This window comes from Enterobacter cloacae complex sp. ECL414 (genome assembly GCF_021869685.1).
Lineage (GTDB): Bacteria > Pseudomonadota > Gammaproteobacteria > Enterobacterales > Enterobacteriaceae > Enterobacter > Enterobacter kobei.
On sequence record NZ_CP091481.1, the window covers coordinates 2,331,980 to 2,349,679 of the forward strand.

Annotated in this window: 1 pseudogene; it reads left to right on the forward strand. The window is 62.1% G+C overall.

Annotated features, from left to right (window positions below):
* Positions 1-180: 180 nt before the first annotated feature.
* Positions 181-17,649, forward strand: a pseudogene (locus L3068_RS11380) (Ig-like domain-containing protein); the annotation flags it as partial.
* Positions 17,650-17,700 lie beyond the last annotated feature (51 nt).

The following is a 17,700-nucleotide window of genomic DNA, read 5'->3' on the forward strand; positions in this document are numbered from 1 at the left end:
ATTGAACCTTTCCTTGAGCAGGAAAGTGTCCTGAGCGATGCGCCGTGGGGCTGGATTGCGGGTGCTGCCCTGGGCGGTGGCGCCATCGGGGCGCTGCTGGCCAACGGCGGTGACGGCGAAACGAAAACGAAAGTCATTGATAACACCAAAGAAGTGGAAAGTGCCACGCCGACCTTTTTGCTGTCGGACAAGGTGGGTGACAAGCAGGGTGTGCTGAGCGCGAACGCGATCACGGACGATAACACCCCGACCTTTAGCGGTAGCGGCCAACCGGGCGCGACCATTCAGATCAAAGACAGCAGCGGAAGCACCATTGCCAGCGCGATGGTGGGTAAAGACGGCACCTGGACGGTAAAACTCCCGACCCAGTCTGACGGAGAGCATACGTGGTCGGTCGTGCAGATCGACGGCAGCAAAACCACCTCTGCAGGCAGCATCACGGTAACCGTCTCCACGGCCGAGGCCTCGATTACGCTGGCGACAACGGCGGGTGACAACGTGATAAACGCCAGCGAGCAGTCTGCCGGTTTTACGCTGTCCGGCAGCAGCCAGCATCTGGCGAAGGGAACCGACGTTTCCGTGACGCTGAACGGTAAAACCTACACGGCGGAAGTGGGGGCCAACGGCGCGTGGAGCGTAAAAGTGCCAGCGGCAGACGCGCAGGCGCTGGGCGATGGCACCTGGACGGTCAACGTGAGCGGCAAAGACGCGGCGGGGAATACCGTGAGCGGAAGCCAGACGATTGGCGTGGATACCGCTGCGCCAACGCTCTCTGTCGATACGCTCGCGCAGGACAATATCATCAATGCCGCCGAGCACAACCAGCCGCTGACGCTGACCGGTAAAACCAACGCGGAAGCCGGACAAATTGTGACGGTAACGCTGAACGGCAAAAACTATAACGCCACGGTGGGCAGCGATGGCACCTGGTCCGTCACACTTGCCGCCAGCGAGGTGCAGGCTCTCAGTGAGGGCAACCACACCCTGACGGTGAACGTCAGTGACAAAGCGGGTAACGGTACATCAGCGACGGCAGATTTCTCGGTTCATACTGCGGCGCCGGTCATTACCATTCACACCGTGGCGGGCGATGATATTCTCAATACCAGCGAGCAGGGCCAGGCACAGATTATCTCCGGCCAGGCGAGCGGTGCCGCCGCAGGCGATGTGGTGACCGTGACCGTGGGCGGTAAGACCTTCACCGGCGTGGTACTGGCAGACGGCAGCTGGAGCGTAGGCGTCCCGGCGTCCGTTGTGGGTGCGCTGGGAGAAGGCCACCACACCCTTTCGGTGTCCGTGACCAATGCGGCAGGCAACACCAGCAGCGCCACGCACGGCATCACGCTGAGCGGCAACCCGCCGGAATTCACGATTGACGCCATCAGCCAGGATAACGTGCTGAATGCCCAGGAGGCGATGCAGCCGCTGAGCCTGTCCGGCACCAGCAATCTGCCTGACGGCAGCGCCATCACCGTCACGCTGAATAACGTGAATTATCCGGCCACCGTCGAAAACGGTATCTGGTCCATCCAGGTGCCGGTTTCCGACGTGTTGAATCTGGCGAACACGCTTTACACCGTTACCGTTAGCGGCACCGACAGCGTGGGCAACAGCGGTTCTGCCGAAGCGAATCTGCTGGTGGATACCGTGCTGCCGCAGGTCATTATCAACACCTTTGCAGGCGACAACCTGGTCAATAACGCCGAAGCGGGCGTGGATCAAACCCTCAGCGGTCGCGTTACCGGCGCGGCGGCGGGCGATACGGTGTCTGTTACCGTGGGCGGTAAGAGCTACAGCGCCACGGTAGGCAGCGATCTCACCTGGAGCGTCACCATTCCGTCGGCGGATCTTCAGGCGTTCGGCGATGGTGATTTAACCTTCACCGCATCGGTAACCAACGGGCACGGTAATACCGGCACCGGCGAGCGTGATATCAACATCAACGCTCAGTTGCCGGGTCTGCGCGTGAACACCATTTCCGGCGATGACGTGATCAACGCCATCGAACAGCAGCACGATCTGACCGTCACCGGTGCCAGCACCCATCTGGCTGCGGGCACACAGATTGTCGTTACCATCAATAACGTCGAGTACGTCACCGCGGTTAACGCCAGCGGCAACTGGCAGATTGGCGTTCCGGCGGCGGATCTTCAGGCCTGGACGGCGGGCGAGGTGACGGTCAACGTCAGCGCGAAAGATGCCTGGAACAACACCGTTTCGGCAGAACACCCGATTGAACTCGACCTCAACGCCGTGGCGGTCACCATTGATACCGTCTCCAGCGATGACATGCTCAACGCGACAGAAAAAGGCAGCGATTTAACCCTGTCCGGCCAGACGCAGGGCGTGGAAGCGGGGCAGACCGTGGTGGTGAAATTCGCCGACCAGACCTTCACCGCCCAGGTGCAGCAGGATGGCTCCTGGAGCCTGACCGTACCGGCCAACGCGATGGACACGCTGATCGACGGTCGCGCACAGGTGAGCGTCAGCGTCACCAACATCAACGGTAACACTGCCGACGCGTCGCGCGTGGTCACGGTGGATACCCTGCCGCCAGCGATTACCCTCGATAACCTGACCGCGGATAACATCATTAATGCGGCCGAAGCGCAGCAGGATTTAGTCTTAAGCGGCAGCAGCACGGCAGAATCGGGCCAGACGGTCACCGTAACGCTGAACGGCAAAACGTACCAGACCACGGTCCAGACGGACGGTACCTGGCAGTTGAGCGTTCCGGCGGCTGACGTTGGCGCTCTGGCCGACGGTATCGTGACCGTGACGGCCAGCGTGAGCGACGTGGCGGGTAACACCAGCAGCGCCGATCGCGTCGGTCTGGTAGACGCAACCGTGCCCCAGGTGACTATCAACGACTTTGTCACCGCCACCAACACCATTAACCAGCTTGCCCATTCTCAGGCGCAGATCCTGAGCGGCTCCGTGACCGGCGCGGCAGCGGGCGACCGGGTGACCATCACCATCAACAATGTGGATTACACCACCGTGGTGGATGCGGCGGGCAACTGGAGCCTCGGTCTGCCAGCGTCCGTGGTACAGGGGCTGGCCGACGGTACCTGGACCATCGACGTCTCCGTGACCGACAGGTCCGGTAATACCGGAAGCAGTTCGCTGGATGTGGTGGTGAATACCGTGACGCCGGTCATCGGTATTAATACCCTGGCAGCAGATGACGTGATCAATGCGACCGAGAAAGGTCAGGATCTGCAACTCTCTGGTACCAGCAACCAGCCGGAAGGAACCCGTATCACCGTCACCCTGAACGGCATCGACTACACGGCTATTGCCGATGCCAGCGGTAACTGGAGCGTCATCGTACCGGCGACGGCGGTAGGTGCGCTGGGCGAAGCGCATTACACCGTGACGGCGAACGTGACCGACAGCGTGGGCAACAGCGCCTCTGCAAGTCACGATGTGCTGGTGGACAGTTCGCTGCCGGTTGTGACGATCAATACCCTGGCGGGCGATAATATCGTTAACGCAGCGGAGGTTGCGGCAGGGCAAACCCTGACCGGTAAAGTGACTCACGCGGCGCCAGGTGACACTGTCACGATTATCCTTGGCGGCCAGACATACACGGCCACCGTGCAGGACGATCTCACCTGGAGCCTGCCGTTAAGCGAGGGCCAGTTAACCGCGCTCGGCAATGGCGATTTGACGCTGTCAGCCAGCGTCACCAACGCCCACGGTAATACCGGCTCATCCTCTCTGGACTTCACCATCGACGCCCAGCTTCCTGGACTGCGTATTGACACCGTGGCGGGCGATGACGTGATTAACATCATCGAACACGGTCAAAACCTGATTGTGTCCGGCTCCAGCACCGATCTGGTCGCGGGCAGCACCGTCACGGTAACCATTAACGGCAGCAACTATTTCGCCACCGTGCTGGCGGACGGCACCTGGAAGGCGGCGATCCCGGCCGCGGATGTGTCGCAGTGGGCGGACGGTTCGCTCGATATCAAGGCAAGCGCACAGGATACCTCCGGCAACCCGGTGAATATTGGCACCGTTGTGGATGTCGATCTCGCGCCTGTCGCCATCACTATCAGCAGCGTGACCGACGATAATGTGCTCAACGCGGCGGAAAAAGGTCAGGATCTGCTGCTTTCCGGCACCACCTCCAATGTGGAAGCGGGTCAGACCGTGACCATTACCTTTGCGGGTAAAACCTGGACCACGACCGTGGATGCCAACGGCGACTGGACGTATACCGTACCGGCAGCCGATCTGAGCGGCCTGAAAGACGGCGACGCCAGCGTGCAGGTTAACGTCACCAACGCGAACGGCAACGCGGCATCGTCCGCGCAGGAATTCAGCGTCGATACCACTGCGCCAACGGTCAGCATCAACACCATCAGCAATGACAATATGCTCAACGCGGCTGAGGCGGGGCAGGATTTGACCCTGAGCGGCTCCACCACGGCCGAAGCCGGCCAGACGGTGACGGTCTCGTTCAACGGCAAGCAGTACACCGCGCAGGTGCAGGCGGACGGCAGCTGGACACTCAACGTGCCGGCGGCGGATCTGGCAGGCATCAGCGACGGTAACGCCACGGTCACGGCATCGGTTTCCGATAAAGCCGGTAACCCGACAAGCGCGGATGCCTCCGTTCTGGTGGATACCACCGTGCCACAGATTAGCTTCAACATCGTCGCGGGCGATGACATCGTGAACATTGCTGAGCACGGTCAGGCGCTGATCGTCTCCGGTAAGGTGACGGGCGCGCAGGCGGGGGATGTCATCACGGTGACCCTGAACGGGAAAGACTACACCGCAATGCTGGATGCGTCCGGGAGCTGGAGCGTGGGCGTTCCGGCAACGGACGTGGGCGCGCTGGTGAACGGCAATCAGACGATCGCGGCGACACTCACCGATAAAGCGGGTAACAGCACCACCGCAACGCATGACGTTGAGGTCTCCCTGACCGCGCCGGTGATTGCCATCAATACCCTGGCGGTTGACGACGTGATCAACGCGGCCGAAAAAGGCCAGGATCTGCTGGTTTCCGGCAGCAGTAACCAGCCGGACGGCACCACCATTACGGTGACCCTGAACGGCATCATTTACACCGCCATCACGGACGCCAGCGGCAACTGGAGCGTCACCGTACCGGCGGCAAACGTCTCGGCGCTGGGCGAAGCGAGCTACGCCGTGACGGCAAACGTGACCGACGCGGCAGGTAACAGCGCGAGTACCAGCCACAGCGTTGTGGTCGACAGCGCGCTCCCGGTGGTGACCATTAATCCTGTCGCCACGGATGATGTGATTAATGCGGCAGAGGTCGCCGCAGGCCAGACCCTGAGCGGGAAAGTGAGCGGGGCAGTGAGCGGTGACACTGTCACTATTTCCATCGGTGGCAACATCTACACCGCCACGGTACAGGACGACCTGAGCTGGTCGGTCAACGTACCGTCCACGGTCTTAACCGCCATCGGTAACGGCGATCTGACGGTGTCCGCCAGCGTCACCAACGGCCATGGCAATACCGGCACCGGCGAGCGCGACATCACCATCGATGCCAGCCTGCCCGGTCTGCGCGTCGATACCGTCGCGGGCGACGATGTGATTAACAGCATCGAACATGCGCAAAACCTGATTATCACCGGGTCAAGCGATGGCCTGGCAGCCGGTTCGGCACTCACGGTAACCGTCAACGGAAAAACCTACGCGGCAACCGTGCTGGCAGACGGCACCTGGGCGGCGGCGATCCCGGCGGCAGACGTTAGCGCGCTGGGCGCAGGCACGGTCACCGTAACGGTTGACGGCCAGAGCACGGCGGGCACGCCGGTCACCATCAGCCACGACGTGAAGGTAGATTTGGCCGCAGTTGCCATCAGCATTAACCCGATTGCCACCGACGACGTGATTAACGCGACGGAAAAAGGCGCGGACCTGGTCCTGTCCGGCTCCACCACCAATGTGGAAGCTAACCAGACCGTCACCATCACCTTCGGCGGCAAGTCGTACACCGCGACGGTCGATGCCAGCGGCAACTGGACGACCACCGTACCGTCTGCCGATTTGGGCAGCCTGAAAGACGGCGACGCCAGCGTACAGGTGAGCGTGACCAACGTGAACGGCAACAGCGCGTCGGCTGGCCGTGAGTACAGCGTGGACGCGACGGCGCCGGCGGTCTCGATTGACATCATCAGCGACAACAACATCATCAATGCGGCCGAAGCGCAGCAGGATCTGGTCATTAATGGCGTGACCAACGCCGAAGCGGGCCAGACGGTGACGGTCACGCTGAACGGTAAAGACTACACCACCACCGTAGCGGCAAACGGCAGCTGGAGCGTAACCGTGCCGTCTGCGGATCTGGGCGCGATTGCTGACGGTAACTACACCGTCAGCGCCGCCGTCGCGGATAAAGCGGGCAACCCGGCCTCTGCCGATCGCGACGTGCTGGTTGATACCACCGTTCCACAGCTGACCATCCACACCGTATCCGACGACGATGTGATCAACAGCGCCGAACATGCGCAGGCGCTGATTGTCACCGGTTCTGTGTCCGGCGCGGCGGCGGGTGATGTGGTCACCGTGACGATCAACAAAAAATCATACACAGCCACTCTGGATGCCTCCGGCAACTGGAGCGTGGGCGTACCGGCGGCGGATGTGACCGCGTTGACCGCGGGAGATTACACCATCACCGCGGCGCTGACCGATAAAGCGGGCAACAGTAACAGCACCACACACAGCGTGGAGGTAAACCTGAGCGCGCCGGTGCTGACCATTGACACCGTTTCCGGTGACGATGTGATCAACAGTTCAGAGAAAACCCAGGATCTGACGATCTCCGGTACGGCTTCCGGCCTGGCGGCAGGCGCGGCGGTGACCGTGATGCTCAACGGCAAAGCGTACGGCGCAACGGTGGACGCTAACGGTAAATGGACGACCACGGTTCCGGCGGATCAGGTCGGTCAACTGGGTGAAGCGCTTTACACCGTTACCGCGTCAGCAACGGACGGCGTTGGCAACAGCACCAGTACCTCTCATACCGTGAATGTCGAGTCCGTTCTGCCGGGTGTCATTATCAACACCGTGGCGGGCGATGACGTCATTAACGCGGCTGAACTGGCGGCAGGCCAGAGCATCAGCGGCTCGGTAGTCAATGCCGAAGCAGGCAACACGGTTACCGTGACACTCGGAGGCAAAACGTATACCGCGACGGTCCAGAGCGATCTCACCTGGTCCGTTAACGTGACGCAAGCCGAACTGACAGCGCTGGGCAACGGCGAGTTGACCGTATCTGCCAGCGTAACCAACGGCGTGGGTAACAGCGGCTCCGCTGAGCGCGATATCACTATCGACGCTAACCTGCCTGGGCTGCGCGTCGATACCGTCGCGGGCGACGATGTGATCAACAGCATCGAACATAATCAAAACCTGATTATTACGGGTACAAGCGACGGGCTGACGGCGGGCACGGCGCTGACCGTCACCGTGAACAATAAAACCTACCCGGCGACCGTCCTGGCTGACGGCACCTGGAGTGCGGCGATCCCCGCGGCGGACGTGGGTGCCCTGGCGGCAGGCACGGTGACCGTTACCGTGGCAGGCCAGAACGGTGCGGGTAATCCGGTTTCCATTAATCACGATGTGACGGTGGACCTGGCGACCGTTGCCATCAGCATTGATGCCATCGCCTCAGACGATGTGATTAACGCGGCCGAGAAGGGCGCGGATCTGGTGCTCTCCGGCACCACCTCGAACGTGGAAGCAAACCAGACTGTCACCATTACCTTTGGCGGCAAGAATTATACCGCCACGGTGGATGCTGAGGGTAAATGGACCGCCACGGTGCCAGCGGGCGATCTGGCAGGTCTGAAAGACGGCGACGCCAGCGTACAGGTGAGCGTCACTAACGTGAACGGCAACAGCGCGTCGGCGGGCCGAGAGTACAGCGTGGACGCCACCGCGCCGTCCGTGACCATCAACACGATCGCGGGTGACGACATTCTGAATGCGGCCGAAGCGAAGAGTGACCTGATCGTGTCCGGCACCAGCACCGCCGAAGCGGGCCAGACGGTCACCGTGTCGCTGAACGGTAAAGACTACACCGCAACCGTCAGCGCGGACGGCAGCTGGACGCTGAACGTTCCGGCGGCGGATGTTGCGGCGCTTGGCGACGGCAGCGTAACCGTGACCGCGTCCGTGAGCGACAAAGCGGGTAACCCTGCTTCCGTTGACCATAACCTGACGGTAGATATCACCGTGCCAGCGGTCACCATCAACACCGTGGCGGGCGACGACGTGATTAACATCGCGGAGCACGCTCAGGCGCAGATTATCAGCGGTTCCGCCACCGGGGCGGCAGCGGGCGATAAGGTCACCGTCACCCTCGGCGGCCAGACGTACACCACGGTGCTGGACGCGGCGGGCAACTGGAGCGTGGGCGTACCGGCGAGCGTGATTTCCGGCCTCAGCGACGGCACCGTAACCGTCACGGCGTCAGTCACCGATGCCGCAGGCAATACCGGCACCGGCAGCCATAACGTGACCGTCGATACCGGCCTGCCGTCGGTCGGCTTCAACACCCTCAGCGGCGACAACGTGCTGAACGCGGTGGAGAAAGGTCAGGATCTGAGCGTCAGCGGCACCAGCGCTAACCTCGCGGAAGGCACCGTGGTGACCGTGACCCTCAACGGTAAAAACTACACGGCCACCACGGCGGCGGACGGCAGCTGGAGCCTGACCGTTCCGGCAGCGGATCTGGCGGGTCTCGGTCAGGCCAACTACACCCTGAGCGCGACGGCGACCAACGGCGTGGGCAACAGCGTCAGCAACACCGCGAACCTGTTGGTGGATACTGCGCTGCCGACCGTCACCATCAACACCGTGGCGGGCGATAACGTTATTAACGCGGCGGAAGTGGCGGCCGGGCAAACCCTGAGCGGTACCGTGGCGAATGCCGAAGCGGGTAACACCGTGACCATCACCCTTGGCGGCAATACCTACACCGCGACGGTACAGAACGATCTGAGCTGGTCCGTAAACGTACCGTCTGACGTGCTGACCGCGCTGGGCAACGGCAGCCTGAGCGTGACGGCGACCGTGACCAACGGCCACGGCAACACCGGTTCCGGCGAACGCGAAATCGTTATAGACGCTAACCTGCCGGGCCTGCGCGTCGATACCGTCGCGGGCGACGACGTGGTCAACAGCATCGAACATGCGCAAAACCTGATCGTCACTGGATCCAGCGACGGACTGGCGGCGGGCACGGCGCTGACCGTCACCGTTAACGGCAAAGATTATGCGGCTACGGTGCTGGCGGACGGCACCTGGAGCGCGGCGATCCCGTCTGCCGACGTGAGCGCGTGGCCGGAAGGCAGCGTGAAAATCAGCGTCACCGGCGACAGCGCGGCGGGTAACACGATTAGCATCAGCCACGACGTGACGGTGGATCTGGCGACCGTTGCCATCAGCATCAACGCCATCGCCACCGACGACGTGATCAATGCGGCGGAGAAAGGGGCAGACCTGGTGCTGTCCGGTGCGACCACCAACGTGGAAGCCGGGCAGACCGTGACCCTGAGCCTGAACGGCAAGATCTACACCACTACCGTTGATGACAGCGGCAACTGGACGTATACCGTACCGTCCGCGGATCTGGCACACCTTAAGGACGGCGACGCCAGCGTGCAGGTGAGCGTCACAAACGTTAACGGCAACAGCGCCTCGGCGGGCCGCGAGTACAGCGTGGACGCCACCGCGCCGTCCGTGACCATCAACACGATCGCGGGTGACGACATTCTCAATGCGGCCGAAGCGAAGAGCGATCTGACCGTGTCCGGCACCAGCACCGCCGAAGCGGGCCAGACGGTCACCGTGTCGCTGAACGGTAAAGACTACACCGCAACCGTCAGCGCGGACGGGAGCTGGACGCTGAACGTTCCGGCGGCGGATGTTGCGGCGCTCGGCGACGGCAGCGTGACCGTGACCGCGTCCGTGAGCGACAAAGCGGGTAACCCTGCTTCCGTTGACCATAACCTGACGGTAGATATCACCGTGCCAGCGGTCACCATCAACACCGTGGCGGGCGACGACGTGATTAACATCGCGGAGCACGCTCAGGCGCAGATTATCAGCGGTTCCGCCACCGGGGCGGCAGCGGGCGATAAGGTCACCGTTACCCTCGGCGGCCAGACGTACATCACCGTGCTGGACGCGGCGGGCAACTGGAGCGTGGGCGTACCGGCGAGCGTGATTTCCGGCCTCAGCGACGGCACCGTAACCGTCACGGCGTCAGTCACCGATGCCGCAGGCAATACCGGCACCGGCAGCCATAACGTGGCCGTCGATACCGGCCTGCCGTCGGTCGGCTTCAACACCCTCAGCGGCGACAACGTGCTGAACGCGGTGGAGAAAGGCCAGGACCTGAGCGTCGGCGGCACCAGCGCCAACCTGGCAGAAGGTACCGTGGTCACCGTGACCCTGAACGGCAAGCAGTACACCGCCACCACGGCGGCGGACGGCAGCTGGAGCCTGACCGTTCCGGCGGCAGATCTGGCGGGTCTCGGTCAGGCCAATTACACCCTGAGCGCGACGGCGACCAACGGCGTGGGCAACAGCGTCAGCAACACCGCGAACCTGCTGGTGGATACCGCGCTGCCAACGGTCACTATCAACACCGTGGCGGGCGATAACATTATTAACGCGGCGGAAGTGGCTGCAGGCCAGACCATCAGCGGCAGCGTGACGAACGCGGAGGCGGGCAATATCGTTACCGTGACCCTTGGCGGCAACAGCTACACCGCGACGGTGCAGAACGATCTGACCTGGTCCGTGAACGTGCCGGAGTCTGTTCTGACGGCGCTGGGCAACGGCGATTTGACGGTGTCAGCGACCGTGACCAACGGCCACGGCAATACCGGGGCGGGCGAGCGCGAAATCGTTATAGACGCTAACCTGCCGGGCCTGCGCGTTGATACCGTCGCGGGTGACGACGTGATCAACAGCATCGAACACGGTCAGAACCTGATCGTTACCGGTTCCAGCGACGGGCTGGCGGTGGGGACCACGCTCACCGTGACCGTCAACGGCAAAACGTATGCCGCCTCCGTGCTGGCAGACGGTACCTGGAGCGCGGCAATCCCGGCGGCAGACGTGGGTGCGCTGGCAGCAGGCACGATCACCGTTACCGTGGCAGGCCAAAGCACCGCGGGTAACCCGGTCTCCATCAGCCACGATGTGAACGTGGATCTGGCCGCGGTCGCCATCAGCATTGATGCGATTGCTACCGACGACGTGATTAACGCGGCGGAGAAAGGCGCGGATCTGGTGCTTTCAGGCAGCACGTCGAACGTTGAGGAAAACCAGACCGTTACCATCACCTTCGCCGGGAAGACGTACAGCGCGAAAGTGGATGCCGACGGCAACTGGACGGCTACCGTGCCTTCCGCAGATCTGGCGGGCCTCAAAGACGGCGATGCCAGCGTGCAGGTGAGCGTGACTAACGTGAACGGCAACAGCGCCTCTGCGGGCCGCGAGTACAGCGTGGATGCCACCGCGCCAGCCGTCACCATTGATACGGTCGCGGGCGATAACGTGATCAACGCCAGCGAAGCGTCCGCAGGCGTGGCCATCTCCGGTACCACCACCGCGGAAGCCGGGCAGACGGTTACCGTGACGTTGGGCGGTAAGAGCTACACCGCGCAGGTGCAGCAGGGCGGTATCTGGAGCGTCAACGTGTCGGGCACCGATCTCTCCGCACTGGCGGATAATGGCTATACCGTGCAGGTCAGCGTGAGCGACGCGGCGGGTAACCCGGGCAGCGCGGGTAAAGCGATTACGCTTGATACCACGCCACCGACCGTCAGCGTTAACGTTGTGGCGGGCGATGACGTGATCAACAGCGTGGAACACGGACAGGCGCAGATCGTCAGCGGCACGGCAACCGGCGCGAACGTCGGGGATAAAGTGGTCATTACGCTGGGTTCGAACCAGTACACCACCACCGTTGACGCCAGCGGCAACTGGAGCGTGGGCGTGCCGGCCAGCGTGATTTCCGCGCTGAGCGACGGCACAGTGACGCTGAGCGCAACCATTACCGACAGCGCGGGTAACAGCAGCACCCAGACGCACGACGTGGTGGTCAACACCGCCTCCGTGGCGTTGACGGTAAATACCCTCAGCGGCGATGACGTTATCAACGCGGCAGAAGCGGGTAATGCGCTGGTGATTAATGGCTCCAGCGCCCAGTTTGCCAGCGGTACGCCGGTGACCGTGACCCTGAACGGCAAGACCTACACCGCCACGATTCAGAGCGACGGCACCTGGACGACTACCGTCCCGGCCGCCGACGTAGGCGCACTGGCCGATGGCGCGCGCTATCAGGTGTCTGTTTCGGCGCAGGACAGCGCGGGTAACAGCGCCTCGGCAACGCACGACATCAGCGTAGATACCACCGCGCCAGTGGTAAGCATTGCGACGCTGTCGGGTGACGATGTGCTGAACGCGGCAGAAGCGCAGCAGCCGCTGACGGTTCACGGTGCCTCCAGCGCCGAGGCCGGCCAGACCGTTACCGTGACGCTGGGTGGCAAAACCTATACCGCTACCGTGGCCAACGACGGCACCTGGACGCTGGACGTACCCGTGGCGGATCTGGCCGCGCTGAGCCAGGGGGCGCTGACGGTGACCGCCTCGGTCAACGACAAAGCCGGGAACAGCGGTCAGACGACGCACACCTTAACGGTGGATACCGTCGCGCCGACCGTGACCATCAGCACCGTGGCCGATGACGACATCGTTAACAATGCCGAGCAGCTGGCGGGCCAGACCATCAGCGGTACCACCACGGCGGAACAGGGCCAGACGGTGATCGTCTCCTTCAACGGGCACAGCTATCAGGCCACCGTCGGGGCAGACGGATCGTGGTCGGTCTTCGTGCCGGGCCGTGACTTCCTCGGCCTGAGTGACGGGCAGTACGCGATTACCGCCACGGTGAGTGATAAAGCGGGTAACCCGGGCAGCGCAACGCACGACGTAACGCTGAACGGTGACGTCCCAACTATCACCATCAACACCTTTGCGGATGATGACATTGTCAGCGCTGCCGAACACGGCACGCCGCTGGTCATCAGCGGCACCACCGACGCGCCTGCGGGCCAGACGGTGACCATCACGCTGAACGGTAAAACCTACACGGCGACCGTTCAGAATGACGGCACCTGGCGCTATACGGTCGGAAGCGCAGACGTGACCGCGCTGGCGGACGGCGGTTCGTACGTCATTAATGCGCAGGTCAGCAACACCATCGGCAACAGCGGCAGCGATAACCACAGCGTCACCGTGGATCTCACCGCGCCGTCGATGGGCATCAGCATTGATTCTCTGCAAAACGACACCGGCCTGAGCGCAAGTGATTTCATCACCAACGACGCTCAGGTCGTGGTCAACGGCTCGCTGACCGCGCAGCTCGGCAATAACGAGAAGGCGCAGATCAGCCTCGACGGTGGGGCAACCTGGATTGACCTGACCGTGACCGGCACCACATGGCGTTATACGGACGGCCGCACCCTGACCGACGGGACCTATCAGTATCAGGTGCGGGTGATTGATAACGCGGGCAACGTGGGGTCAACGGACAGCCAGGACGTGGTCATTGATCTGACGAAACCGGCGGCAACGACCATTACCGTGGATTCCGTTTCCCAGGATACCGGCCTGTCCGACAGTGACTTCATCACCAGCGACAACCAGATCAGCCTGAAAGGGACGCTCGGCGCGGCGCTGGGCAGCGGTGACCACGCGCAGATCAGCCTCGACGGCGGTCTGACCTGAACCGACGTCAGCGTCAGCGGGCTGAGCTGGACGTATGTCGATGGCCGCACGCTGGCCGACGGAGATTACAACTACCAGCTGCGCGTGATTGACGACGCGGGGAATATCAGCGCCACCACCAGCCAGGTAGTGACGATTGATACCGTCGCGCCGGACGCCAGCAAAACCATCGCCATCGACCGCATCAGCGACGATACCGGCCTGAGCAGCAGCGACTTTATCACCAACGATACGTCCCTGACGCTGCACGGCTCGCTCGGCGCGACGCTGGCTGACGGCGAGTACGCCCAGATCAGCATCGACGGCGGCGTCACCTGGCAGAACGTGATTGTGACCGGCAACAGCTGGTACTACGTCGACAGCCGCACGCTCGGGAACCAGACCTATGACTACTACGTTCGCGTGGTGGATGCGGCGGGCAACGTGGGGGCCAGCGCTCATCAGCAGGTGACCGTTGATACGGTCGCCCCGGATGCGGCGATTACGGTGACCGTGGATAACATTACCGTCGACACCGGGTTTGACAACAATGACTTCCTGACCAGTTCGACCTCGTACACGTTGCACGGCACGCTTGGCGCAGAGCTGGGGGCGGGTGAGTTCGTTCAGGTGAGCATGGATGGCGGCACCACCTGGGTGTATGCCACCGTGAGCGGGACCCAGTGGAGCTACAGCGATACGCGTACCCTGACCGACGGTAGCCATAACTACCAGGTGCGGGTGATTGACCAGGCGGGTAACGTCGGGGCAACCACCTCGCAGGCGGTGACGGTGGATACTCAGGCGCCGCAGTATGGCATCACCATCGACAGCATCAGCGAAGATACCGGTCAGTCCGGGAGTGATTTCATCACGATGGACACTACGCTGACCATTAACGGCTCGCTGGGCAACGCGCTGGCAAACGACGAGCGCGTGCAGATAAGCCTCGACGGCGGGAATACCTGGTCTGACGCCACGGTCACCAACCAGCGCTGGAGCTACACCGATACCCGCGATCTGGCGGACGGCGATTACACCTACCAGGTGCGGATCATCGACCAGGCGGGCAACGTGGGCTCTACCGCATCGCAGGTGGTGACGGTGGATACCACGCCGCCAGCCACGGTGGGAACGGTCGTGAGCTATACCGACGGTGAAGGGGAACGTACGGGCACCTTTGGCAGCTCGGTCGCCACTGACGATAACTCACCGGTGATCAACGGGACGCTCAACCGCGCCCCGGACGACGGCGAGATCGTCCAGCTTTACCGCGATGGCGTCTTGCTCGGCCAGGTGACCATGAACGGCAGCGCAAGCTGGTCCTTCCAGGATAACGGCCTGAGCGATGGCAATCACACCTACATTGTGCGTGTCACCGACAAGGCCGGTAACTATACGGAATCGGACGGCTTTGTGCTGAGCGTGGATACCAGCATACCGACCACCACGGCGGCGATTACCGCGCAGACCACGTCGGATACCACGCCGATCGTCAGCGGGACCGTCTCCGCCGATCTGGTGAACGGTGAGTATCTGGTGGTGACGGTGAACGGGAAAACCTACACCTCCCAGACGGGCGGTGCGGTGGTGGTCGATCCGGATCACAACACCTGGTATCTGCAGATCCCGGACAGCGATGCGCTGAACGTCGCGAGCTACAGCGTGACGGCGCAGGTGAAGAGCAGCGCGGGTAACGGCAATACCACCGGGACGACCACCGGCAGTCTGGTGATTGACACCACCACGGTGAATACCGACTGGGCAACCACGGCGGGGAACAGCAACAACTCCACCATGACCCTTGGCATGAACAGCAGCGGTCTGTGGAATATCATTGCGAACGGCCAGTCTTACTCCAGCAGCGATAGCTCGACCTATGCCGGAAATACGCTGACCAACACCCGTAATTACTACGTGGTGAGCCAGACCGCCGCTGACTTTGACCGTAACGGCACGCAGGACATTTTCGCCACGGAGAACACCTACGCGGGATCCACGCAGGTGATGTGGACCTACGATGGTAGCACCTATAACGCCAGCCAGCTGGGAATGGGCACTACCATCTGGTACGGCGGCGTGATTGCGTACGACAAAACCGGTGATGGTTATCTGGATCTGGCCTACGGCGATGCGGGTGCAGACTCCATTACGTACCTGATCAACAACAACGGGGTTCTGTCGCCGGACGGCACCAACGGCGGCGCAGGTTTCTGGGGACAATTCACCACCATGCGTGAAATCTCCGGCGTTGACCTGAACAACGACGGCACGGTGGATATTGTTCAGCACACCAACCGCAGCGGCGCGTACTCGTTAACCGTAATCAACAACAACGGCAACGGCACGCTCTCTATCGGCCAGAACCTGACCAACGTGTTTGTGGTCAACGCCGCGAACACCACCACGGCGGCGTCCATGACGTGGGCAGACTTCAACGGCGATGGCTACATGGATCTGTACCTGGGCAGCAGCTACAACAACAACGGCGGGGTGATCTACTACAACGACGGCACCGGGAAGCTCTCTACCACCAAGAGCGCGGTGGAAGCCTCTAACGCGTCGGCGGGGTATCTGTCGGTGGCGGTGGACTGGAACGGTGACGGGCAGATGGACATCATCAAGCTCAGCACCTACGGCGCGTCACAAACGGCGACCCTGTTCACCAACAACGGGTACGGTTCCACCTGGAACTCCAGCCAGCTGGCATCCGGTATCGCCTACGCTACCGGCGTGGCCGCGGTGGACTACAACTGGGACGGCGCGAAGGATCTGCTGGTGTCTCAGCAGAACGGCAAGGTGGTGCTGGTTCAGAACAGCAAAACCATTGCGGACGGCACCGCGATGCATCTGCACATTGTCGATAGCGAGGGTATCAACGCTTACTACGGCAACACGGTCAACCTGTATAACGCCGCAGGCGTGCTGGTGGCCTCGCAGATCATCAACGCCCAGTCCGGTATCGGGTCGAACGATACCTCTGCGCTGGTGAGCTTCTACGGTCTGGATCCGAATGAAACCTACTCGGCAGAGATTGTGAAGATCACCAACGGTGTGTCGGATAACGTCACCTGGAGCGGTCTGGACGCGGGCAACGGCAAAGAGGGCTACGTCCTGACGGCCGAAGCGGCGACCGGCGGCCACAGCGGGACAATCACCGGGACCGGGTATAACGACACCTTCATTGCAGAAGATGGCACCTATACCTATAACGGCTCCGGCGGCTGGAATACCCATTCCGACTACGACACCTGGAGCAACACCGGTGGGATGGACGTGGTGGATTACCGCAATGCGACCTCCGGCGTGACCGTTGACCTGCGCCTTTCAACCGCACAGGACACTGGCTTCGGTACCACACGGCTGTTGAATATTGAAGGCATTAACGGTTCGGACTTCGACGATGTTATCACCGGCAACAGCGCTGATAACCGGTTCGAAGGCCGCGGCGGGAATGACACCTTCAACATCGGCAGCGGCGGTCACGATACGTTGCTCTACAAGCTGATCAACGCGTCGGATGCCACGGGCGGTAACGGTCACGATGTGGTGAACGGCTTTACCGTCGGCACCTGGGAAGGGACGGCGGACACGGACCGTATTGACCTGCGCGATCTGCTCTCAGACAGCGGCTACACCGGCACGGGCTCAGCGAGCTATGTGAACGGCGTGGCGACGCTGGACAGTAGCGCGGGCAATATCACCGATTACATCCGCGTGGTGCAAAACGGTAGCAATACCGAGATCCAGGTTGACCTGGACGGTACCGGCGGCCAGTTCTCGCCAACCACTCTGGTGACGCTGAACGGCGTGCAGACTGATCTGGCGACGCTGCTGGCAAATCATCAGCTGTTAATTGCGTAAAACCCTGCCGCGGGGAGCGATCCCCGCGGCCTTTTGGCATTTCTATACACG